18 protein-coding genes and 5 tRNA genes are annotated in these 21647 nt (G+C 40.3%); 5 read left to right on the plus strand and 18 right to left on the minus strand.

The window, feature by feature from the left end:
• The gene (locus GQR38_RS06215) at nt 1–507 is read right to left on the minus strand and encodes a DUF3087 domain-containing protein (RefSeq protein WP_165722096.1); all 507 of its coding nucleotides are present in this window, start codon (nt 505–507) and stop codon (nt 1–3) included.
• Between the two features lie 155 nt (nt 508–662).
• Here GQR38_RS06215 and GQR38_RS06220 point away from each other — a divergent pair, with 155 nt between their 5' ends.
• The 4 genes from GQR38_RS06220 (at nt 663) to GQR38_RS06235 (ending at nt 4153) form a co-directional block, all read left to right on the plus strand.
• Nucleotides 663–1292 carry an energy transducer TonB gene (locus tag GQR38_RS06220; protein WP_165722097.1) on the plus strand — a complete coding sequence of 210 codons (630 nt, stop codon included), beginning with the start codon at nt 663–665 and terminating at the stop codon, nt 1290–1292.
• 13 nt (nt 1293–1305) lie between these two features.
• On the plus strand, nt 1306–1914 hold the full coding sequence (locus GQR38_RS06225) for a sigma-70 family RNA polymerase sigma factor (protein WP_101216854.1): 609 nt from the start codon (nt 1306–1308) through the stop codon (nt 1912–1914).
• Nucleotides 1901–2524 (plus strand): hypothetical protein, encoded by a 624-nt coding sequence (locus GQR38_RS06230; protein WP_165722098.1) that lies wholly within the window; start codon nt 1901–1903, stop codon nt 2522–2524. The genes GQR38_RS06225 and GQR38_RS06230 overlap by 14 nt, the downstream gene beginning before the upstream one ends.
• Before the next feature lie 129 nt (nt 2525–2653).
• The gene (locus GQR38_RS06235; RefSeq protein ID WP_165722099.1) at nt 2654–4153 is read left to right on the plus strand and encodes a hypothetical protein; all 1500 of its coding nucleotides are present in this window, start codon (nt 2654–2656) and stop codon (nt 4151–4153) included.
• Between the two features lie 264 nt (nt 4154–4417).
• On the opposite strand, the gene GQR38_RS06240 is transcribed toward GQR38_RS06235, so the two are convergent.
• The 15 genes from GQR38_RS06240 to xerD form a co-directional block, all read right to left on the minus strand.
• Complete coding sequence (locus GQR38_RS06240; protein WP_024607631.1) at nt 4418–6160, minus strand: potassium/proton antiporter; 1743 nt, start codon at nt 6158–6160, stop codon at nt 4418–4420.
• Between the two features lie 252 nt (nt 6161–6412).
• A complete protein-coding gene (locus GQR38_RS06245) occupies nt 6413–7789 on the minus strand; it encodes a Na+/H+ antiporter NhaC family protein (protein WP_007583783.1) in 1377 nt (458 codons plus the stop codon).
• A gap of 191 nt (nt 7790–7980) precedes the next feature.
• Complete coding sequence (gene pbp4b / locus GQR38_RS06250; RefSeq protein WP_165722100.1) at nt 7981–9639, minus strand: penicillin binding protein PBP4B; 1659 nt, start codon at nt 9637–9639, stop codon at nt 7981–7983.
• A 9-nt stretch (nt 9640–9648) separates the two neighbouring features.
• On the minus strand, nt 9649–10824 hold the full coding sequence (locus GQR38_RS06255) for a DUF1343 domain-containing protein (RefSeq protein ID WP_165722101.1): 1176 nt from the start codon (nt 10822–10824) through the stop codon (nt 9649–9651).
• Nucleotides 10825–11954: 1130 nt separating this feature from the next.
• Nucleotides 11955–12031: transfer RNA gene (locus GQR38_RS06260), tRNA-Arg, on the minus strand.
• 115 nt (nt 12032–12146) lie between these two features.
• Nucleotides 12147–12223: transfer RNA gene (locus GQR38_RS06265), tRNA-Arg, on the minus strand.
• Between the two features lie 51 nt (nt 12224–12274).
• Nucleotides 12275–12351 (minus strand) — tRNA-Arg (locus tag GQR38_RS06270).
• A 74-nt stretch (nt 12352–12425) separates the two neighbouring features.
• Nucleotides 12426–12502: transfer RNA gene (locus tag GQR38_RS06275), tRNA-Arg, on the minus strand.
• A gap of 37 nt (nt 12503–12539) precedes the next feature.
• Nucleotides 12540–12632: transfer RNA gene (locus GQR38_RS06280), tRNA-Ser, on the minus strand.
• A gap of 128 nt (nt 12633–12760) precedes the next feature.
• A complete protein-coding gene (locus tag GQR38_RS06285; protein WP_010553261.1) occupies nt 12761–12943 on the minus strand; it encodes a hypothetical protein in 183 nt (60 codons plus the stop codon).
• 324 nt (nt 12944–13267) lie between these two features.
• The gene (gene lysS, locus GQR38_RS06290; protein WP_024597675.1) at nt 13268–14803 is read right to left on the minus strand and encodes a lysine--tRNA ligase; all 1536 of its coding nucleotides are present in this window, start codon (nt 14801–14803) and stop codon (nt 13268–13270) included.
• Between the two features lie 26 nt (nt 14804–14829).
• A protein-coding gene (prfB, locus tag GQR38_RS06295; protein ID WP_165722105.1) for a peptide chain release factor 2 occupies nt 14830–15928 on the minus strand; the annotation gives its coding sequence in 2 pieces (ribosomal slippage) (nt 14830–15852 and nt 15854–15928; 1098 coding nt in all).
• A 143-nt stretch (nt 15929–16071) separates the two neighbouring features.
• Nucleotides 16072–17793: a single-stranded-DNA-specific exonuclease RecJ gene (gene recJ / locus GQR38_RS06300; RefSeq protein WP_165722106.1), complete on the minus strand. Its 1722-nt coding sequence runs from the start codon at nt 17791–17793 to the stop codon at nt 16072–16074.
• A gap of 81 nt (nt 17794–17874) precedes the next feature.
• Entirely contained in the window at nt 17875–18603 is a 729-nt protein-coding gene (gene dsbC / locus GQR38_RS06305; protein WP_007583768.1) for a bifunctional protein-disulfide isomerase/oxidoreductase DsbC, read from the minus strand.
• A 63-nt stretch (nt 18604–18666) separates the two neighbouring features.
• The gene (gene xerD / locus GQR38_RS06310) at nt 18667–19593 is read right to left on the minus strand and encodes a site-specific tyrosine recombinase XerD (RefSeq protein ID WP_024590718.1); all 927 of its coding nucleotides are present in this window, start codon (nt 19591–19593) and stop codon (nt 18667–18669) included.
• 94 nt (nt 19594–19687) lie between these two features.
• Here xerD and fldB point away from each other — a divergent pair, with 94 nt between their 5' ends.
• Nucleotides 19688–20209 carry a flavodoxin FldB gene (gene fldB, locus GQR38_RS06315; RefSeq protein ID WP_007583764.1) on the plus strand — a complete coding sequence of 174 codons (522 nt, stop codon included), beginning with the start codon at nt 19688–19690 and terminating at the stop codon, nt 20207–20209.
• 351 nt (nt 20210–20560) lie between these two features.
• On the opposite strand, the gene GQR38_RS06320 is transcribed toward fldB, so the two are convergent.
• A complete protein-coding gene (locus tag GQR38_RS06320; protein WP_165722107.1) occupies nt 20561–21028 on the minus strand; it encodes a YHS domain-containing (seleno)protein in 468 nt (155 codons plus the stop codon).
• A gap of 139 nt (nt 21029–21167) precedes the next feature.
• Nucleotides 21168–21614: a DUF2147 domain-containing protein gene (locus GQR38_RS06325; protein WP_165722108.1), complete on the minus strand. Its 447-nt coding sequence runs from the start codon at nt 21612–21614 to the stop codon at nt 21168–21170.
• Nucleotides 21615–21647 lie beyond the last annotated feature (33 nt).

The following is a 21647-nucleotide window of genomic DNA, read 5'->3' on the forward strand; positions in this document are numbered from 1 at the left end:
TTAAAACTGTTTTAAAATACTTTCTTCGTAATCTTCAACGTTAAGCATTACGTTATGTTGCGCTGCAACAGATTCAAGCTCAGCTTGTTTAATGGCTAAATCGTCCATAGTGATTAGGTTATCGTCTAACTGCCACAATAACCGAGAGCCCGCGTAGCTATAATGAATCGCTAATAACGCATCGGCATTACCTTCACGGCCAGCGGCTTTTAACTTAGCCATTTTACGGGTTATTTTATTAAGTGCTTTTTTAAGCTCCCACACATAAACAACTTCTGTCATAAACGTATGTGTACGATATTTATGAAGTAACCACGCAAGCCCAACGCTAGTAATAGCAACGCCTATTAAGTTCCAATGAAAGTGGCTACCACTTTCATCAGGAAATAAAGCAATCAGCGTTTGCGATATAGCCAAGCTGCCTACCGCCAAACCAATACCACATCCTGCAATAACACGGTTTAAATGTTTACGGTAACGCGCTTTATTTATTTCAATGAGTTGCATAACAGCCTAAAAAGTTAAGTTTTAATATTTGCGAATGGCTATTGTAACTAAACCCCACATTTTTTATAAAATTATTTCACCCCTTTTTGATTTGCCACCCGTTATAGCTTTGAAAATACCCTAATTGTAGTGGTCAATAAAATTTGGAGCGGCTTATGCACACACTTGAAGTACCTAACAACCCAGTATTTATTAAAACATCGACTGCCGTTATTGGCGGCGCCGCAATGACCTTTGCAGCTTTTGCGTTTATGCAATATTTAATAAGTGGCGAGCAACGCGCACCGGTTAAACCAGGGGGCGATATTATAGTAGAGATTTTTCACCTCCCTGAGGATTCAAAGCTAAGGCATATACAAAAAATACAGCCGCCACCGCCAATGCCTAAAGTGCCGCAAAAAGCTCCACCGCTTGATACATCAGCCGATCCTGTGCTGGCAATTAGCGACTTTACGCCGATTACAATTGACGATTTTGGTGGCGACATTAACAACACCATTAATCGCCCAACAGGGGATGCAACACCCATAGTGCGCATAAACCCTAAATACCCAACCACAGCAGCGCGCGATGGTATTGAAGGTTGGGTGCAACTAAGTTTTAGTATTTCGCCAACGGGGGAAGTAATCGACCCAGTAGTTATTAACGCCGAGCCAAAACGTACCTTTGATCGCGAAGCAATAAGAGCAATTAAACGCTGGAAATATCGCCCCAAAGTAATTGAAGGTGTGGCACAATTACAAACAGGTCAAACCGTACAACTCGACTTCAAATTACAACAATAAAAGCGATGAGCCTATGCTACTAAGTATTAAGTCATGGTTATTTGAAACGCCAAGCAAGGACTGCATGGCAAGTTACGCAAAAAGTGGCGACAATCGTTACTTGGAGCAGCTTATTGCCCTCTACAGTAACGACTTATACCACTACCTTGTTACTCAATCTAATACGCATTTAGCATACGACGTAAGCCAACAAACATGGCTAAAAGTAATCGAAAAACGCCACCTTTACCAAGCGCAAACCACACCCAAAGCGTGGCTGTTTAAACTTGCCCGCAACACACTCATTGACGAATACCGCAGGCAACAACACTTTGTAGAGCTTGACGAAAACACGCATTTAGCAGCACAAAATGATAAAAGCGAAAGCGACTTAAATAGCAGTGACTTAACTAGTGGAGACTCGCATATAGGCAGCTCAAACATAAGCTATGACGCGTTCGACGCCGCCCTAAAACAACTCAGCTTTGTACAACGCGAAGCCATTACTTTACAACAAGAAGGCTTTTCGCTCACCGACATAGAACTTATAACGCAGAGCAGCCTTGAGACTATTAAGACAAGGCTGCGCTATGCCAAGCAAAACCTTAAACGTTTATTAGGAGCAAACAATGAACAAGCCTGATGAGCCGCTTGATCAAAAGCTCACACAACACTACAAAGAGCGAAAAGCGCGCACTACACTTACAAGCGATCAGAAAAAAGCGTTACTTAATAAAGCCACCCACACTAAGCCTAAAAAGATCGGCTTTACGCTACAGCTAACCAGCCTAGCCTGCGCACTCGGTGTGTTCGCCTTTATTGTGTTTGATAATAACAACGTAATAAATACAGAGCCTAAAACCGTACTTAACAGCGTATTTAACACTATAGACATTCACGACTATTCAATTATTAAAACACACGAAATAAACCAAGCTGGTAGCTACGCAAGCTCTATCACAGAACAAAAACACGCACTCGACAGCCAATTAGCTAACGATTTACGCCGCCACCAACAGCGCCATATAGAATACGGCACTCTAGTGAAGGTAGATAACGACTGGTACATAGCCAGCTGTAATGACGAGGTACTCGTACAAATTAAGCATTCGCTGTTGAGTGATTTAAAAGGTAAACACGCGGTTGAAAGTGGTCTAAATACGGGTGATATGTTAGCTATGGCGCATAACGGCAAAGGGCAGATTATTGCACTTAAACATGCGGGAGCTGGGGTTAGGCGGTGTAGGGCTTAGACCCATAAGATACTAGTTAATTTTTATATTTAAAGTTGTACTCCATATATTTAAGCTAACTTCTCATGTCATCGCCCTAGTATTAGGTCTATCATGGATAACTAAGGGTCAAAGAATAAGGAAATAAAATTGTCTAAGATTTGTATTCACAATAATTGTGCACTGGATGCTAAATATCACGATAAATGCTCTCTTCATTGTAACAAAGGTGATTATGCAACTGATCGAATGAGCGAAAAACTTTCAGATTTCTACGAAGATTTAAGAAGACTTATTCTGAATGAGGCTTTTAGTGAATCCAAAGTGCCAGCTCATGAAAGAGTCGAAGTTCTAAAACAAATGATAATCCATCTAAAAGATATTCAGTTTCCAGATAGAGATCCAAGAGACGCATTTGATTATTTTGAGCTCTTCAAAATGCTCAAAGGACTACATTTTGATAATTCGACGATAAGTTTTGACAGTTTAAACTTACCTGACATTCAGCTTTTTTTCCAAGACTGTATATTTAAAAACACATGGTACATTTATCCATTTTCAATCATTGAAGATATTAGTTATCAAACACTTTTTCAAAACTGTACCTTTCAAAGAGAAGTTACAAGCTCACTAATGGAAGACTCAAGGAGTACTCTTCAATTAGAAAACCACATATTTAATGACTGTATCTTTAATAAGCATCTATCACTATTTAGAGGTACTTACAAAAAAAATATTTTCAATAATACTGATAGATATATCCAAAAAATACCTGAGTTAAATTTAGTGAATTGTGAGTTTGAGGGAGAATTATCTCTTAATAAAAGTGAGGTAGGCACATTAAAAATTTACGGTATAGTATTTAAAGGAAAAGTTGAGCTTAAAGAGTGTGTTATTAAATATACTCTGATATCTAATGTTAACTTCAAGTCATTATTCGATGCTTACAAAACAAAATTTAACCATTTTAAGATGAATCAAAGTATTTTTGATGACTTTTCGGGCTTTGAAAAATGTGAATTTGGTTGCATCGATAATACATGTCTAGAAAAAATTGAATTTGAATATGTTACGTTTCTTAATTTTACTAATTTTAGAAAAGCTAAATTTTATAATGGGTTAGATTTTGAACATACCAATTTAAAGGAGTCACCAAATTTTTTAAATGCAGAAATAAATTACAAAAATACAAACAGAGAAACCTTCAGAATCATAAAGCATTCATTCGATAAGATAGGGAATCAAATTGAAGCTAATAAGTACTTCGCTTTAGAAATGAAAAAGTACAAGGAGGAGCTCAAAGCTAAAAAGGGGTTGTCAGCCGAAAAAGCTGTCCTATGGCTGAATGAAAGTATATCAAATTTTGGTTCGAGTATATTTACTCCACTATTTTTAATGGTGATGACATCAGTTATTTATTATTTTTCTATTTTAGGTTATGAAAATAATTACTTGTATAAAATATATGAACCTTTAAATGAATACATAATTTGCATTGCGAATATTGGTAACACCTTTGCCAAAGGAATACCACCATATGGTAGATTTTTAAAAGAGGGGATGGAGTTCGTAACTTTGATTTACCATATTTTATTTTTAACTTTTACTTGGCATTTTTTAGTGGCTGTAAAACGATGTACTAAAAGATAGGCGTATAGCCGAAACAAAAAAGCCTGCAATAAGCAGGCTTTTGAGTACTGAATGTTTATAAAACAATAATTCTTGTAATAAAGTAAGCAAAAAATAAGACTAACGCCCAACGCGCCAGCAAGCTAAGCGCCTACAACAAACACTACATATAACTAGCTTTGGGTGTGCTCATTGCATTGGCGATCCGTTGGGTTTCGTGTCACTCAACCCAACCTACGTCCGCTATAAACGTGAGCCTAGCGCTAAACAAATTATTGTTAATGATTACTGCTTTAAAAGTCGCTTTTCTGGATTATTTAAGTACTTTAAGCCAATGGTAACTATGCGTGTATGTACCATTGTTATAACGCGTATTTGCACATTGCCAATAACAACAATATCGCCTTTACTGACTTCTCCTGAAAGCTTTTGGTTAATCACTTCTTCCAAGCTTATCTCTTCTGGGGCGTCTATTTGCATGTGATAAGAGTAAAATATATCGCCTACCAACGTTACCCCTTTCACTTTAAGTTCGTTGTGCGCTAAATGGCTATCTTGATGGTTTGTTTTATCGGTTGCTGTAAAAACTAAATCAACAAAAGGTCTGTTATCTGGTTTTAAAACAACAAATAAGTGGTCATTTGCTTTTAACTTAGTTGAACCTCGTGGCGGTATGATTGACGGACCCCGCGTGATCATAGCAACAACCACACTCTCAGGAAGTGCCGCATGTGACAAGCTGCGCCCAGAAACCCGAGAAACATCACTTAAGGTGTATTCTACAATTTCTATATCAATATCGTTCAGGGCTGTGATTTCGAGCGTTGCAGCAGCCAAATCAGGTGGCGGCTCTACTAAATTTAGTTTTTTAGCCATCCAAGGCATTGTTGAGCCCTGCAACGTGGCTGAAATTAACACCACGAAAAAAACAACGTTAAAAATAAGTTCAGCCCCTGAAAGGCCAAATAGTAATGGGAATATAGCTAAAATAATGGGTACTGAGCCTCTAAGGCCAACCCAAGATACAAATAAGGTTTCGCGATTATTAAAGCCAAACAGTTTTAAAATAGGCGCTACAGCTAATGGGCGAGCAACAAAAATGAGTGCCAGTGCAATAAGCAGTCCTTCTAACCATACATCAACCAACGACGATGGGTTTATAAGGAGTCCTAATACAACAAACATGGTTATTTGCCCAAGCCATGCTAAGCCGTCATGAAAAAGAAAAATACCGCGTTTATATACAAATTTACTGTTACCTAAAATCACGCCTGTTATAAATACAGCTAAAAACCCACTGCCGCCGAGCGTTGCAGAAAGGCCAAAAGAAAGCAGTCCAAATGCAGTTACCATCACTAAATACAAACCCGATGCATTTAGTTTAATTCGATTAATAAACCAAACCGATACCTTACCAATTAAAAGACCACAAATAGCGCCAACACCCATTTGTTGAGCAAATAACTGTAGTAAATCCAGCCCTATTGGCATGTCGTTAACGAGCATTTCTAACAAACCAACCGTTAGAAAAATAGCCATTGGATCGTTCGAGGCACTTTCTATTTCAAGCGTAGATTTAAGCTTTTTGTTTAAGTGAATACCCGCACTTCGTAAAAGCGCAAACACTGCTGCAGCATCTGTAGAGCCAACAATAGCGCCCAGTAAAACACCTTGTAATATGGGCAGGTCTAAAATATAAGTGGCCACAAGGCCTGTAATTACAGCGGTAAATAACACCCCGACGGTTGCTAAAGCAGACGCGGGTTTCCACACTTGTTTAATTGAACTGGTAGGCGTTTGTAAGCCGCCATCAAATAGAATAATGGCAAGCGCAAGAGTACCCAGAGCATGTGCAGCCTCTGCGTTGTCGAATGAAATACCTGCAATACCGTCTTCACCTGCGAGCATGCCTACAAGTAAAAATAGCACCAGCACAGGTAAGCCAACACGTGCAGATAACTTGCTCGAGATCACTCCTAGTAAAATTAATATGGCACTAACGAGAATGATATTATCAATTGCAAACATAGTGTGGATTTACAGCCTTATATGAGTTGAAAAGTAAGAATTTATAGCTATTAAAAAGCTTAAAGCTCATGCTATACAATAACCTAAAAAATATAAATACGGGTAATTAAGTCTATAATTAAATAGTTTTTCTAATAATTATAGAGCCTTTGAGTTTGGTATTGCTTGGCTCTATCTTAATTAGCTTTATTTATTTTGAAAACAAAAAAGCCTGCGACTAAGCAGGCTTTTGAGTATTTAAATAATCAAATTTTATAAAACAATAATGCTTGTTACTAAGTAAGCTAAAAACGTAAGGCCACCACCAAATAAGGCATACGGTAGCTGCGTTTTAACGTGGGTGAGTAAGTCACACCCCGATGCAATAGCCGATACAGCACTGGTGTCGGATATAGGCGAGCAGTGGTCGCCAAATATACCACCACCCAAAATAGCACCTACCACAAGCGACGGTGGTAAACCTAGCGCTTGAATAAGTGGCACACCAATTGGAATTAATATAGCAAACGTACCCCACGATGTACCTGTAGTAAACGACATAACCGCGCCGGTTAAAAACAGCACCGGTACTATTAGGTAAATAGGTAAGTAGTCGCCAACAAGTGACGCTACAAATACGCCAGTACCAAGCTCTTTTAAGCTTGCGCCAAGTGTAAGCGAAAGCAGTACAATAGCGACTAGCGGCATTAATTCGCCCATACCTTTAAAACCGGTATCAACTAATTGATGGTGCGTAAATTTACGAGAACCAATCATTAAAAAGTAAGCGACAACAATGGCTAAAACCGTTGCGTACAATACTGACTTAGAGCCACTACCCTCTGCCAACACACCATTACCGGTGTAATACATAAAGCCAACCATGCTGGTAATGAGCGTAATAAGCGGGATTAACATGTAACGCGCTTTAGAGGCTTTTATTTCATCTTTTAAGTCGGTTGTTTGAAGCTCTAGTTTTTCTTCGGCTTCTTTCATTGGGCCATGCACTTTATCAAACGCGATTGTGTAAAAAACAATAACAAGGGTGATTATGGCGTAAAAGTTATACCCTACGCTGCCCCACAATACCGATACAGCCGACTCACCTAGCTCGTAGTTACCTAACAAACCAAGTACAAATGCGCCCCAGCCGTTAAGTAGTATTAAAATACACACTGGCGCACTGGTGCTGTCAATAATGTACGCTAGACGCGCTCGGCTCATTTTAAATTTGTCGAACAAACCACGCGATAAAATACCCGAGGTAAGTACGCTCAGGTTAGATTCTATAAACACCGCAATGCCGGTAAACATGGTTAAAAAGCCCACTTGGCGCTTACTTTTTGCAATGCCTTTGTTCATTAGCATATTAACAGTTGCTGCAACGCCGCCAGATTCGCGAATGTAGGCAAGCAGTGCACCAATTAAAATACTAAATATTAATATGCGTGTATTACCTGGCGAGCTGGCAACCGAAATAATACGTTCAATGGTATTTAAAAAAGTATCAAACAAGCTATTACCTTCGCCCTGAAAGGCGAGTAAAAACTCAGAAGAAGCAACAGCAACAAGTAGCGCCATAATCACTTCTTTTCGCCAAAACACGATAGCAATCGCAATTAGCGGCGGTAAAATAGAATACCAATGCATAAAAAGTTAACCTTAATTATTAGCGAGTAAACCTCGCTTTGTACGCGTTTTAACGCTTATTTGTTAAGCCTAACAACATAAACCGGCTTAGTTTTATAGACCGCTTAGCTTAATGGATTGGCTTACTCAAGTCACCTGTAAATAAATCACTTAAGGTGGCACAGTTAGTACGTTTTAACCTATACGATAGCTTATTGATTTAGTAACGCTTCATAAATAAGCGACACTACCGATCCGTACTGTGCGGTTTCAAATTGTTTGCCTGTAAATTCGTAACGTTTTAGCGAGCCTTTAATTGCACTATGGCGAGCATTGGTAAGTAAAACAATAGCCAAGTCGTAAGCGGGGTCAATTACGGTCACTGTACCCGTCCAACCTGTGTGGCCATAAGCCTGCGCGCTTGCATAAGGGCCAAAGTGCCAGCGCCTTGCTTGGTTATTACCGGCAAGCCTAAAACCAAGCCCGTAGGTTTCATCGCTTGATTGCGGCGTTAAAAATTGCGCTAAGGCGCTTGCACTAAATAATTGTTGGTCGCCGTAGCCACCATTATTTAATAATAGCTGGCAAAGCACTGCTAAGTCGTGAGCGTTACTAAATAGCCCCGCATGCCCTGCTACACCATCAAGAGAATAGTAAGCGCGCTCGTCGTGCACTTGGCCTTGTAAAACCCCAGTTCGAACATTATCAAACTTAATGCGCCCGTCTCGCGTGTTGCCGCTAAGCTCGGTGGCTGCAAATTGCTGCGGCTTAAAGCCTTTTTTAAGTGGATTAAATAACGTGTTAGTTAATTTTAGTGGCGCGTACACTTGCTGCTCTAGGTATTCGTCAAGGGGCTGCCCTGTAATGCGCTCAATTAGTACGCCTAAAATCATGTAATCAATATCTGAGTAAATAGGCTGCCCAGATGATTTACTGCTAAAAGGCACGCTGGTAAGTAATAGCTGCTTGGTGGTTTTACTGTTTTGCGAATAAAACGCGTCGCCGTAGCTGCCATCTTTACGATGAAAGTCAAATACTGGCGGGTATCCGGCGCTGTGTGTGAGTAAGTCTTTTACTGTGCGCTTTGCTCGCCCTTCGCCTTTATATTCGCTTAGGTAGCTTTGCACGGGTTTATTAATATTCAATAACCCTTCGCTTACTAATTTCATAAGTGCAAAGTTGGTGGCAAATATTTTGGTGTTTGAGGCAAGATCAAACAAGGTATTAGTTTGCATTGGCTCTGGGCGAAGTAGCATTAAATCACTTTGCTGATATTGCTTTGCATCGCCATAGGCAGTTAATTTTATTAGCTCACCATTTTTAACAACGGCCAACACAGCCCCAGGAAAACCCGCTTTTACATCGCGTTCAATTAATGCATCTACTTCACTAAAATCTATGTGCTTTATTGGCTCATCGCTTAAAGTAGGAAATGCAAAACGTAGCGTTAAACTTGCGCCAACAGGGAGAATATTTTCAACTTTAAAAGTATTAACACCGTTGTGAGTATTTTTTGCCAAACTGTAATTGTATAGAGTGTTGGCGCTCAGTTGGCTAACGTCGAGCTTTTGATTATTAATATAAATATCGGCGCTTTGTGCGTTGTGGTTTTGTATTAATAATTGCCCGCGCCCTTTGTAAGCTTTAAACGTTCCTCGGTTATTTACATAAAACCGGCTACTTGGATTGACCTCAGGAAACGTTACAACCACTTGTGCATTAGGCAGCTCTACAAGTTGGCTCTTTGTAAGTGGTAGCACCGAGCTAATAGGCTCAGGTGGTGTACTACAACCCACAATAATAAAGCTTAACGCCGCTATAAATGCTTTTTTTATATAACCATTCCTTTGACTTTTTAAAGCGATAAACATGCTTAGCCCTTATTTATATAACAAGTAAGGCGCTCTTTGCGCTTTAAATTGCGCAAGCCCCGTCTGCCAGCTTTGTTTTATTTGCGCCTCTGATTGCCCTGCTTCAATAGCTAAGCGCAATTTATTAGTACCCGCTAGTTTATCCATAAAGTCAGCGCGTTCAAAAAACGAGATGTTGTTTTTACTAAGCTCCGTGTACGCATTTATTAAGTAAGTTAAATTTAGGCCTGTGGTATTTGCTTGTCTTAAATCGAGCCCTTGCACGGCTTGGTTTTTAAATTTAGGGTTTAAAGCAGCGCCTTTAATTGCGCGCGGTGTAAAATTAAAATCACCTAATGCAACTGGCGAATAGCCAATTACTTGAAATGCAAAGTAGGTGCCTCTACCAATGCTGATAGGCGTTGCTTCAAAAAAGCAAAGTGATGGATAAAGCGCAATGGCTTGATCGTTAGGTAAGTTAGGGCTGGGTTTTACAGGCAAGCTGTAAGTACTTTTGCGAGTGTAATGATCAACAGGGATCACGGTTAATTTTAAATCGGGCGCTTTATTGATCCAGCCCTCGCCCTTGATCATTTTGGCAAGTTCGCCAACGGTCATGCCGTGTAACACAGGAATTGGGTGCATGCCTACAAACGATTTAAATTGTGGCTCTAATATTGGCCCATCAACGTAGGCAATATTTGGATTGGGTCTGTCGAGTACTAAAAATTCCATCCCCTGCTCTGCTGCGGCTTCCATCATGTAGTGCATAGAGCTTATGTAGGTATAAAAGCGCACTCCCACATCTTGAATATCAAAAATAATGACATCAACATCGGCTAAAGCAGCTCGGCTTGGTTTTTTATTTTTACCATAAATAGAAATAAGCGGAATACCGGTTTTGCTATCAACGGCATTTTTTACATGCGCGCCCGCATCGTGATCGCCGCGAAAGCCATGCTCAGGTGCAAAAATTTTAGTTATATTAATATTTTTAGTCAGCAGAGCATCTACTAAGTGAGCTTGCCCTACCGTTGATGTTTGATTAACTACGAGCCCTATACGTTTATTTTTTAACTGCGGTAAATATTTAGCATATTGCTGCGCACCTACCACAAGTGAGTTATTAGCTTCGTTGGCTTGTGCGCTGGAAATAAAAATAGCGCTAAAAATAAAAAATAACGTAATAAATAGGGTTTTAAACATACTGCAATATCCTTTTAAACAAGGCGTTTAAAATAACATAGGTAATATTAAAGAGCAGCTTTAGAAAAGGGTTAAGTGGGCTTGAGCAGATACAGTGATTAGAAGCTGGCGCTTCTCACGCGAGCAAGCTCTGCGGCTACAACGGATAAATAAAACTCGGAGTTTAGATTTAAAGATTAGAGCTAGTTTTACTTGAAAATACCACCTCCCATTTTAAGCTTAAAGACCGTATTTAACCTTCTTAGAGCTAAACGCTTCTAGTTATTTAATTTCTTGGTCAATGAACCACTTAAAGATCTATTACACAAAGAGAAGTAAATGAGAAGACATAAGCCCGGGTTTATTAGTTTAACTTAGCTTTATTACTACCTCTAAAAGCGCAGCGCCTCTTAAACTCTTTGTGAATAAATCACTTATTTCTGGCGTTGCCAACAAATAAAATCTTATAAATTATATTTTTGAGGGGGGAATAGAAGCTGGCGCTTCTCACGCGAGCAAGCTCAGCGTCTACAACGAATGAATAAGCTCGGAGTTTGGATTTAAAGATTAGGGCTGGTTTTACTTTAAAATACCACCTCTCATTTTAAGCTTAAAGACCGTATTTAACCTTCTTAGAGCTAAACGCTTCTAGTTATCTGATTTATTGGCCAATGAACCACTTAAAGATCTATTACACAAAGAGAAGCGAAAGAGAAGTAAATGAGAAGACATAAGCCCGGGTTTATTAGTTTAGCTTAGCTTTATTACTACCTCTAAAAGCGCAGCGCCTCTTAACCTCTTTGTGAATAAATTACTTATTTCTGGCGTTGCCAACGAATAAAATCTTATAAATTATACTTTGAGGGGGATTAGAAGCTGGCGCTTCTCACGCGAGCAAGCTCAGCGTCTACAACGGATAAATAAACTCGGAGTTTAGATTTAAGGATTAGGGCTGGTTTTACTTGTAGGCGTACAGCTTGCTGACGCGACGAGCGAAGCTCGTAAATAAAGTATCAGTTATATCGGTGGTAAGTGATTAGAAGCTTCCGCTTCTCACGCGAGCAAGCTCTGCGGCTACAGGAGTGGTAGTATACATTTCACTTTATTTTAGGCACAAAAAAACCGACTTAATGTCGGCTTGTTTATGAAAGTGGTGGGCGCAGGAGGATTCGAACCTCCGACCGCTCGGTTCGTAGCCGAGTACTCTATCCAGCTGAGCTATGCACCCACTTTCATAGATTGCTTATTTAAACTCTAAGCAGAGCGTATAAATTCAGACATAAAAAAACCGATTTCCATCGGTTTATTTTTCTTACACTTAAAAGTGTATGAAAACATGAAAGTGGTGGGCGCAGGAGGATTCGAACCTCCGACCGCTCGGTTCGTAGCCGAGTACTCTATCCAGCTGAGCTATGCACCCACTTTCATTTTTACTATTACTTGTTTTTACTCTAAGTGAGAGTCTATAAAGTGGTGGGCGCAGGAGGATTCGAACCTCCGACCGCTCGGTTCGTAGCCGAGTACTCTATCCAGCTGAGCTATGCACCCACTTTATAGTTTACTTATTTTAACTCTAAGTAGAGCTTTTGCTTATTTAGACTCTAAGCAGAGTTATTAAAGTATGGTGGGCGCAGGAGGATTCGAACCTCCGACCGCTCGGTTCGTAGCCGAGTACTCTATCCAGCTGAGCTATGCACCCATACTTTAAAACTTTACAAAACACGCCATTAAAAAAATGGTGGAGAGGGAGGGATTCGAACCCTCGATAGAGCTACAAACTCTATACTCCCTTAGCAGGGGAGCTCCTTCGGCCACTCGGACACCTCTCCGTCTTGTGGGGCGTATAATAAAGATTTCAGAAAATATGTCAAACACTTTTCTACCAAAAACGACTATATGGTTATAGATTGCACATATGCTTGGTTTAAAAGTGTAATTAGTTTGAAATTTAAGCGGGTTACGTATTTTTATTTGAAGGATTAACACCTAGCACAGGAACTAAGTCATCAGTTAACTGAGCCAAATACTGTTCTTGGTAACCTAATTGTTGAAATTCAGCAATACAAGCACGGTAGTAAGCATTTCTTTCTTGCTCTGATGTGCATTCTTCTGATAAATCATCTACTCGTTTGTCTTTCATACTATTATTCTAAGTCCTTTAAGAATCTATATTTAACTGCTAAATACCAAGCAGTGTAAATTTCGTGCGTATTCTAGCTAAAACCTTTACATAAATACAACATATGTTTAAAAAACAATCATACTAAAAAGTTATAGCACTGTTAGTTTTAATATTAAAAACTGCCAATAACAATAAATTAGCGAAGCTGAATTGCACATTAACCAGCACTAATAACTACATTTAATTTTTAGTGTAGTACTTATTAATTAAAATACTAATGCAAAGCAAAAAAAACGCCGCTATTAAGCGGCGTTTATTAACTTACTTTGTTCTACCCAAAGCTTAGTCAGCTTGTGGACGCATATGCGGGAACAAAATAACGTCTTTAATTGTTGATGAGTCAGTAAACAACATTACTAAACGGTCAATACCAATACCTTCACCTGCAGTTGGCGGTAAGCCGTACTCAAGTGCGCGTATGTAGTCTTCATCGTAATGCATTGCTTCATCATCGCCTGCGTCTTTCTCTTCAACTTGGCGTGTAAAGCGCTCAGCTTGGTCTTGTGCATCGTTAAGCTCAGAGAAACCATTTGCAAGTTCACGACCGCCAACAAAAAATTCAAAACGGTCGGTAACAAATGCATTTTCGTCGTTACGGCGTGCAAGTGGAGAAACTTCCCACGGGTAGCCAGTAATAAACGTAGGTTGAATAAGCATGTGTTCTGCTGTTTCTTCAAATATTTCACACAAGAACTTACCTGGGCCCCAAACACAGTTTTCAGGAATTTTAACGTGCACTTGTTTAGCGTACGCTTTTAATTCGTCAAAGTGGTTTTCTGGGTCGTTAAATACCGCAGCATCAAACTCAGGGTTATATTTTAATATTGCGTCCGCCATGCTTAAACGTGTAAACGGTTGGCCAAAGTCGTACTCAACTGAGTCAATAACTTCACCGTTTTCATCTTTAGTTGTATTAACTACAACTGCACTACCTAGTACGTTTTCTGCAACCGTACGTAACATGTCTTCAGTGATGTTCATCAGGTCGATGTAATCAGCGTATGCTTGGTAAAATTCAATCATTGTGAATTCTGGATTGTGACGCGTAGATAACCCTTCGTTACGGAAGTTACGGTTAATTTCGAATACACGGTCAAAACCACCTACCACTAAGCGCTTTAAGTAAAGCTCAGGCGCTATACGTAAGTACATGTCGATATCAAGTGCATTATGGTGAGTTACAAACGGACGTGCAGATGCACCGCCAGGTATAACCTGTAGCATTGGTGTTTCTACTTCCATAAAGTCACGATCTGCTAAAAAGCGACGAATGCCTTCAACTACTTGTGAACGGATGCGGAATGTTTCGCGCGTTGCTTCGTTAGTAATTAAATCAACGTAACGTTGGCGGTACTTTGTTTCTTGATCTGATAAACCATGGAATTTTTCTGGTAACGGACGAAGTGACTTAGTTAATAATTGGTACTCAGTCATTTCTACGTATAAATCGCCTTTACCCGATTTATTTAATGCGCCTTTAACACCAATAATATCGCCAGTGTCTAGTTGGCCATATTTTTCTTTAAGATCTTTTTGAACATCTTTAGATGCATACGCTTGTACGCGACCTTTCATGTCTTGAATTACAAAAAACGGTCCACGCTTTGCTAAAATACGGCCAGCGATAGACACAACTTCTTGCATCTCTACTAATTCTTCTTTGCTCTTATCACCAAACTGGGCTTGCAAATCAGCCGTGTAATGCTCACGACGGAATTGGTTTGGATGACCGTTGGCTGGGCAATTTTCGCGTATAGCGTCTAACTTGCCGCGACGCTCAGCGATTAACTTGTTTTCGTCTTGGATTTTATCAGTCATTTTTTAGCTCTTTATTAGCTTGGTGGTTATAGGCCAGATTTAAGGCTGGCTTCAATAAATTTATCTAAGTTACCGTCAAGTACCGATTGGGTATTGCGGTTTTCAACGCCTGTACGTAAATCTTTAATGCGTGCGTCATCAAGTACGTATGAACGAATTTGACTACCCCAACCAATATCAGATTTAGCATCTTCTTGCGTTTGTTTTTCAGCATTTTGCTGTTGTAGCTCAAGCTCAAATAATTTAGCTTTTAACTGCTTCATCGCTTGGGCTTTATTTTTATGCTGTGAACGCTCGTTTTGACACTGCACTACGGTATTTGTTGGTACGTGAGTGATACGAACCGCCGATTCGGTGGTGTTAACGTGCTGACCACCCGCGCCCGATGCACGGTAAACGTCTATACGCAGGTCTGACGGATTCATATCAATTTCAATATTATCGTCAACTTCTGGGTATACAAACGCAGAAGCAAATGAAGTATGACGACGACCACTTGAGTCAAATGGGCTTTTACGTACTAAGCGATGTACGCCAGTTTCTGTGCGTAACCAACCGTAAGCGTATTCGCCAACAAAGCGGACAGTTGCGCCTTTAATACCAGCAACATCACCGTCGGTCGCTTCAACTAGCTCAACTTTAAAGCCTTTAGCCTCGCCCCAACGTAAATACATACGAAGTAGAATATTACACCAGTCTTGTGCTTCAGTACCGCCAGAACCTGATTGTAAATCAAGGTACGCATCGTTTGAGTCATGAGGACCTGAAAACATACGACGAAACTCTAAACCTTCTAACTGTCCGTTTAAATCAGCAAGCTCAGTTTGCGCTTCAATAAAGGTATCTTCGTCTTCAGCCTCTACAGCAAGCTCAAGTAAGCCTTCAACATCATCAGTACCGGCTACAAGGTTGTCGATTGTTTCAACAACCGCTTCTAATGCTGACTTTTCACGGCCAAGCGCTTGTGCGCGTTCAGGCTCATTCCACACGGCTGAATCTTCAAGCTCGGCGTTAACTTCTTCTAAGCGTTCTTGTTTAAGAGCGTAGTCAAAGGTACCCCCGAAGCAATTCAGTACGTTCGCGAATTTCCTTGATTTGATTAATCACAGGATTCACTTCAAACATGTACATCACTCCAAAATGGCTAGGTAATTGCGCCCCTTTAAATGGGATTTTCGCAATAAATTATCGTCAAATGATAAAAACGCCCGATTTTAACAAAAAACCGCGCGCTTTATTAGCATTTTATGCATGATATTACATATTTTTTAGTGTACTTTTTCAAGCTCTCTAACTATTAATTGCAGCGTAAATTTACCTCTAAACTCATTTATATCGAGCTGGTACGCTACTTTTACAAACTTCGCCTCAGTATCTGGCCATTCTTTTACATCAATACCAAAAGCAATGGCGTCAACTAATCGACCAGATTGATGCTTTAACACGAGCTTTAAATGCTTTTCGCCTACTATGCGCTGCTGTATTACTTCAAAGGTATGCTCAAACACCGGCTCAGGAAATTGCTGACCCCACGGGCCCGATTGCTTTAATAGCTGAGCAAACTCCATCGTAAAGCAGTCGTTTGGCAGCTCACCGTCGGTAAATACAATACAGCGTTTACTTTCTTCACTCAGTTGCGCACTCACGGCAGCATCAAATGCCTTTTTAAAGTCGTTAAAGTGTTTCTCATTAATACTTAAACCAGCGGCCATTGCATGGCCACCAAATTTATTAATTAAGTGCGGGTCGGCAGTATTAAGCCCTTCGAGTAAATCGCGCATGTGCAGCCCTTCAATAGAGCGGCACGAGCCTTTAATCTCACCGTTTTCGCCACCAGCAAATATAACGGTTGGACGGTGGTATTTTTCTTTTAAGCGACCAGCCAAAATCCCAATAACACCTTGATGCCAATCGTCTTGAAACAAACAAATAGCATCAGGAATGTTATCATCGCTAAATGCGAGCCTATCAAGCACGGCTTGCGCCTCGGCTTGCATGCCTTGTTCTATTTCGCGCCTTGCAAAGTTTAAGCTATCGAGCTCGCCGGCTATACTACGCGCTTGGTTTATATCGGTGCTAAGCAAGCACGCTATACCCAAACTCATGTCGTCTAATCGCCCTGCTGCATTTAAACGCGGCGCAAGTGAAAAGCCAAAGTCGCTTGCACTTAAGCGCGCAGCATTGCGGTTAGCCACTTCAATAAGCGCGGTAATACCAGGGCGTGTTTTACCACTGCGAATACGTGCTAAACCTTGGTGTACTAAGGTACGGTTATTTGCATCAAGTGCCACTACATCAGCAACCGTTCCAAGCGCTACAATGTCGAGCAAGTTAGCTAAATTAGGCGGTGGTTGTTGCTCAAAATAACCCAAATCTCGCATTACGCTTCTCAGCGCTATTAATAAGTAAAAAGCAACGCCAACGCCTGCAATAGATTTAGACGGAAAATCACATTCATGTCTATTTGGATTTACTATTGCATCTGCATTTGGCAGCTGCTCACCTTGTAAGTGGTGATCTGTTACCAGCACTTTTATGCCAACCGCTTTTAAAATATCAATACCGGCAATACACGATATGCCGTTATCTACGGTGATCACTAAATCAGGTTTTATTTGTACTATTTGCTCAGCAAGCGCGGGGCTTAAGCCATATCCTAAGCTAAACCTGTCAGGAATTAAGTAATCTAAATGCTTAAAGCCAAACATCTCAAGGCCTTGCATTAATGTTGCAGTGCTTGTTGCGCCATCGGCATCAAAGTCGCCAACTATTAATATTTGGCTTTGCGCTTTTAATGCTTCAATTAATAAGTCGCTGGCTTTGTCGATGTCTTTAAACAATTTAAAGTCGTGAAGCGTAGCTACGCTGTTATTTAGCTCTTCGGCATTGAATACATTGCGGTTAGCATAAATTTGTTTAATTACAGGGTGTAAATTACTCGGCAGATGCGAGTCGTCAACGTTTTCACGCGCAATGATTAGTTTTTTCATGCAGGGTTTTAACTTATTGAGTCGTATTAAAAAGACAAAAAAAGGCCATTAAGGCCTTTTTAATAATAACTAAGCGTTTAATTACGACGCTTTGTTAGCTTCTAATGCTGCTTTTAGTGCTGCTGCTGGCTGGTAACCAGGGATCATCGTACCATCTTCTAAAATAATAGCGGGTGTGCCGCTAATACCAAAGCTTTGACCTAATTGGTAATGCTCTGCAACCGGTGCGCTACAGCCTGCAACTACTTTAGTGCTTGTGCCCGATTTAGCTTCTGTTAGTGCTTCTTGCTGATCGCGTGCACACCATACGTTCATTAAATCTGCGTAACCTGAACCTTGTAAGCCACCACGTGGAAACGCTAAGTACTTAACGGTAATACCCGCATCAAGTAAATCGTCTAACTCGCGGTGTAATTTACGACAGTAACCACAGCTAATGTCGGTAAATACAGTAATGCTGTGTTTTTCGTTTGGCGCTTTGTACACAATCATCGATTCTTCGTATTCTTTAAGACCTTCAACACGCACGCCATTTAATGCTTGCTCTGTTAGGTTATTACGATTATTTAAATCAATTAACGTACCTTGCATTAAATATTGACCGTCTGGACTTGCGTAAAGCACGCCCTTGTTAGTAATCAATTCTTTTAAACCCGTTACTGGACTTGGGTTAATTTGCTTTACAGTTACACCAAGCTCGGCAAATTTAGTAATAATAGGATCATTAGCATCTGGTGTTACAGCAACGCCATTTGCAAATGCACTAATACTTGTGCACAACATGGCACCTGCTAACATTAATTTTTTCATAACTTCTCTCTATCCTAAAAATACTTAATATATTGACCGGCTTAATGATATTTACTTTCAAACTTACGCACGCGGATGATGCTCTGCGTGTACCGACTTTAACCGTTCATTGGCAACATGGGTATAAATTTGCGTAGTTGATAAATCGCTATGGCCCAACATCATTTGTACCACACGTAAATCTGCCCCATGATTTAATAAGTGCGTAGCAAAAGCATGGCGCATAGTATGGGGCGATAATGGAGACTCAACTGCTGCCAAAATAGCATAGTGTTTAATTCTATGCCAAAAGGTTTGTCGCGTCATGCCTACTCCGCGTTTAGATGGGAACACAAAATCGGTGGCATGTTTTATCATTTGCGCACGCCCACCCTTTAAAAATTGCTCAAGCCAATACATGGCTTCTTCACCCAGTGGAACTAAGCGCTCTTTATTACCTTTACCTTTTACAAACACCACTGCTTGGCGCAAATTAATTTGCTCCATGCGTAGTCCAACAAGCTCACTTACACGCAAACCCGTTGCATAAAGTAGCTCTAGCATGGCTTTATCGCGCAGTCCCATCGCTTCTTCGGTATTAGGCGCATTTAATAATGCCTCAACTTCGGCCTCTGAGAGTGTTTTAGGTAACGACTGCCCTGCTTTTGGCTGAGAAATATTTAGCATGGGAGTGTCGCTAATTAGTTTTTCGCGCACAAAGTACTGATAAAAACGCTTTAACGCACTAATACTACGTGCAGTACTGCGTGGTTTTAAGCCTAAATCGACTCGGTGCGCTAAGTAACTTTCAACATCAAGCCCTGTTACCGTCATTAAATTTTCGCCCTTTAAAAATAGGCAAAACTTATCTAAATCACTGCGATAAGCACTTAATGTGTTTTCGCTTACGCCTTGTTCTAAGTACAGGCTATCTAAAAAGGTTTCTAGGTAGTCGCTATTACTGCTCATACTGCTGTTATTTTCAAAAGAATCGTCAGATAGCGTTGTCACATTATGCTCTCATGCTTTGCTAAGGTATCAATTAAAAATACCTTACGGTAAACTTGAGCCTATCATATCAGGCAATTACACAGTGATAAATACGATGCAAATTGGTTTATTTTTTGGTTCTACTACGTGCTACACCGAAATGGCAGCAGAAAAGATTCGCGACATTATTGGTGCCGATATAGTTACCCTGCACAATATTAAAGACGAGCCACTAAAAAATGCAGAGCAGTATGACTTTATCATCTTTGGTATTTCAACATGGGATTTTGGTGAAATACAAGAAGACTGGGAGTCAAAGTGGGACGACATAGCCGACGTAAACCTAAATGGTAAAACCATTGCTTTATTTGGCATGGGCGATCAACAAGGTTACGGGCAGTGGTTTCAAGATGCGCTAGGCATGCTACACGACGAAATAAATACGCAAACATTTACTCAACTTGGTTTTTGGCCAAACGACAGTAGTTACGAGTTTGAAGCTTCAAAAGCATTAACGCCTGATGGTAAACAGTTTGTAGGACTCGCGCTCGACGAAGACAGTCAATACGAGCTAAGCGACGACCGCATTGCAACATGGGTTGAACAGGTAATGACTGAATACGGCGAAACGCTTTAATTAATAAGCTAATAAATAAAAATCAAAAAGCAAAAAGCCCGCAACTAGTTTAGTTGCGGGCTTTTTAATTAGGGCGTGTTGATCTTTGGTGGGTGAATTTGCAGCAGTATGTTTGGTTTTTAGGCAAGGCAGAGCCTATGTAGTGTGGTTATTCCCCATAAATAGGCGATAACGCAGCATAAATGCCAAACATGCACTGCCCTCTGGGTTCTTTCTAGGGGCGATCAACTCTTTGTTGCTCGGTTTTTACTTAGCCCACTAGGTTACAAACCTCGCGCCGCGATTTAATCGCCCCTAGATTGAACAAATTTCAATCCACAAAGGTCAACACGCCCTAGCAATATGAGTAATTTATTGAAACGTCATCACATTGGTTGTTTGTGGGTAGTACCCATCTGCCATAACAATGTACGGTAATAAATTACTTAACCATTTTTGCTGCACGCTTTCGCTATAGTTTAAGTAAAGCTTACCTTCGTGAATATAAAATGCTTCAGGGTCTATCCCTACGGCATTACCCTCATCAGCCATTGCATAAGCACACCAACCACCGTATTGCGGTGCATAACGCTTTGGGTTTTCTGCAAATGTCGTTTTGTTTTCTTCACTCGAAAAGTGCCAGTTGGCACCTAAATAACTAAACGTGTATTTGTCGCTGCCTTTAACTGCTTTATTTTGCGTAAAATAAGCAACGCTGTCGTACCCTTTAATAGCCGTGTTATTAAACCAACCCGTATTTACAGCATCATCCTTTGCATTTGCCCCACCGCTTATTAACAGTGCGCTAATCATTATTAAAGCAACTATGTACTTAATCATCTTTTTTCCTTTATTATTTACTCAAAATTGAATGCCAATTAAATATAGCTGGCTTAGTGAGTAAGAAAGGCAAAGCGCAAAAATGATTTCAGTTAATACTTAATTATTTAACGCCCAGTGATTAAATAAGTAGTAAAACTTACTCTACTTTTAGCCAATATTGATTACGGTAAAAAAAGCCAATATAGCCGCGTACTTCGAGCTTTTCACCTTCATCTTGCGGGGTTAGCTGTAAAGTGTAGGTTTTACCATTTGTTGGATCGAGTATTTCACCGTCTCCCCAAACACCATCATCTTGTGCTTTTACACCCGTGATTATAGTCATTCCTAAAATAGGCTGATCTTTTAACTCATCATCACATTTACTGCATATATCGTTTTGTTTTGCCGGGTTAAGAATGGTTTCAACTTTGCCGCTTAATACACCGTTGGTTTGGGTAATACGTACATACGACTTAGCTTGGTTTGTATCCTCATCAATCGTTTTCCAAAGGCCTACAGGCGTAATAGCAGCAAACACACCTTGGCTTGCAAAAATGGTGGCTGCTAACGTGCTAAGTAATGCTAATTTATTTAACTTTTTCATTGTGTTGCCTTTTAGATTAAGTGGCCAATGGCT

The organism is Pseudoalteromonas sp. c7(2019) (assembly GCF_011378625.1).
GTDB classification, from domain to species: Bacteria; Pseudomonadota; Gammaproteobacteria; order Enterobacterales; family Alteromonadaceae; genus Pseudoalteromonas; species Pseudoalteromonas arctica.

Coding starts and splice junctions, on each gene's coding strand:
- GQR38_RS06215 (WP_165722096.1), bottom strand. CDS start 507: ATGCAACTCATTGAAATAAATAAAGCGCGTTACCGTAAACATTTAAAC.
- GQR38_RS06220 (WP_165722097.1), top strand. CDS start 663: ATGCACACACTTGAAGTACCTAACAACCCAGTATTTATTAAAACATCG.
- GQR38_RS06225 (WP_101216854.1), top strand. CDS start 1,306: ATGCTACTAAGTATTAAGTCATGGTTATTTGAAACGCCAAGCAAGGAC.
- GQR38_RS06230 (WP_165722098.1), top strand. CDS start 1,901: ATGAACAAGCCTGATGAGCCGCTTGATCAAAAGCTCACACAACACTAC.
- GQR38_RS06240 (WP_024607631.1), bottom strand. CDS start 6,160: ATGTTTGCAATTGATAATATCATTCTCGTTAGTGCCATATTAATTTTA.
- GQR38_RS06245 (WP_007583783.1), bottom strand. CDS start 7,789: ATGCATTGGTATTCTATTTTACCGCCGCTAATTGCGATTGCTATCGTG.
- pbp4b (WP_165722100.1), bottom strand. CDS start 9,639: ATGTTTATCGCTTTAAAAAGTCAAAGGAATGGTTATATAAAAAAAGCA.
- GQR38_RS06255 (WP_165722101.1), bottom strand. CDS start 10,824: ATGTTTAAAACCCTATTTATTACGTTATTTTTTATTTTTAGCGCTATT.
- GQR38_RS06285 (WP_010553261.1), bottom strand. CDS start 12,943: ATGAAAGACAAACGAGTAGATGATTTATCAGAAGAATGCACATCAGAG.
- lysS (WP_024597675.1), bottom strand. CDS start 14,803: ATGACTGATAAAATCCAAGACGAAAACAAGTTAATCGCTGAGCGTCGC.
- recJ (WP_165722106.1), bottom strand. CDS start 17,793: ATGAAAAAACTAATCATTGCGCGTGAAAACGTTGACGACTCGCATCTG.
- dsbC (WP_007583768.1), bottom strand. CDS start 18,603: ATGAAAAAATTAATGTTAGCAGGTGCCATGTTGTGCACAAGTATTAGT.
- fldB (WP_007583764.1), top strand. CDS start 19,688: ATGCAAATTGGTTTATTTTTTGGTTCTACTACGTGCTACACCGAAATG.
- GQR38_RS06320 (WP_165722107.1), bottom strand. CDS start 21,028: ATGATTAAGTACATAGTTGCTTTAATAATGATTAGCGCACTGTTAATA.
- GQR38_RS06325 (WP_165722108.1), bottom strand. CDS start 21,614: ATGAAAAAGTTAAATAAATTAGCATTACTTAGCACGTTAGCAGCCACC.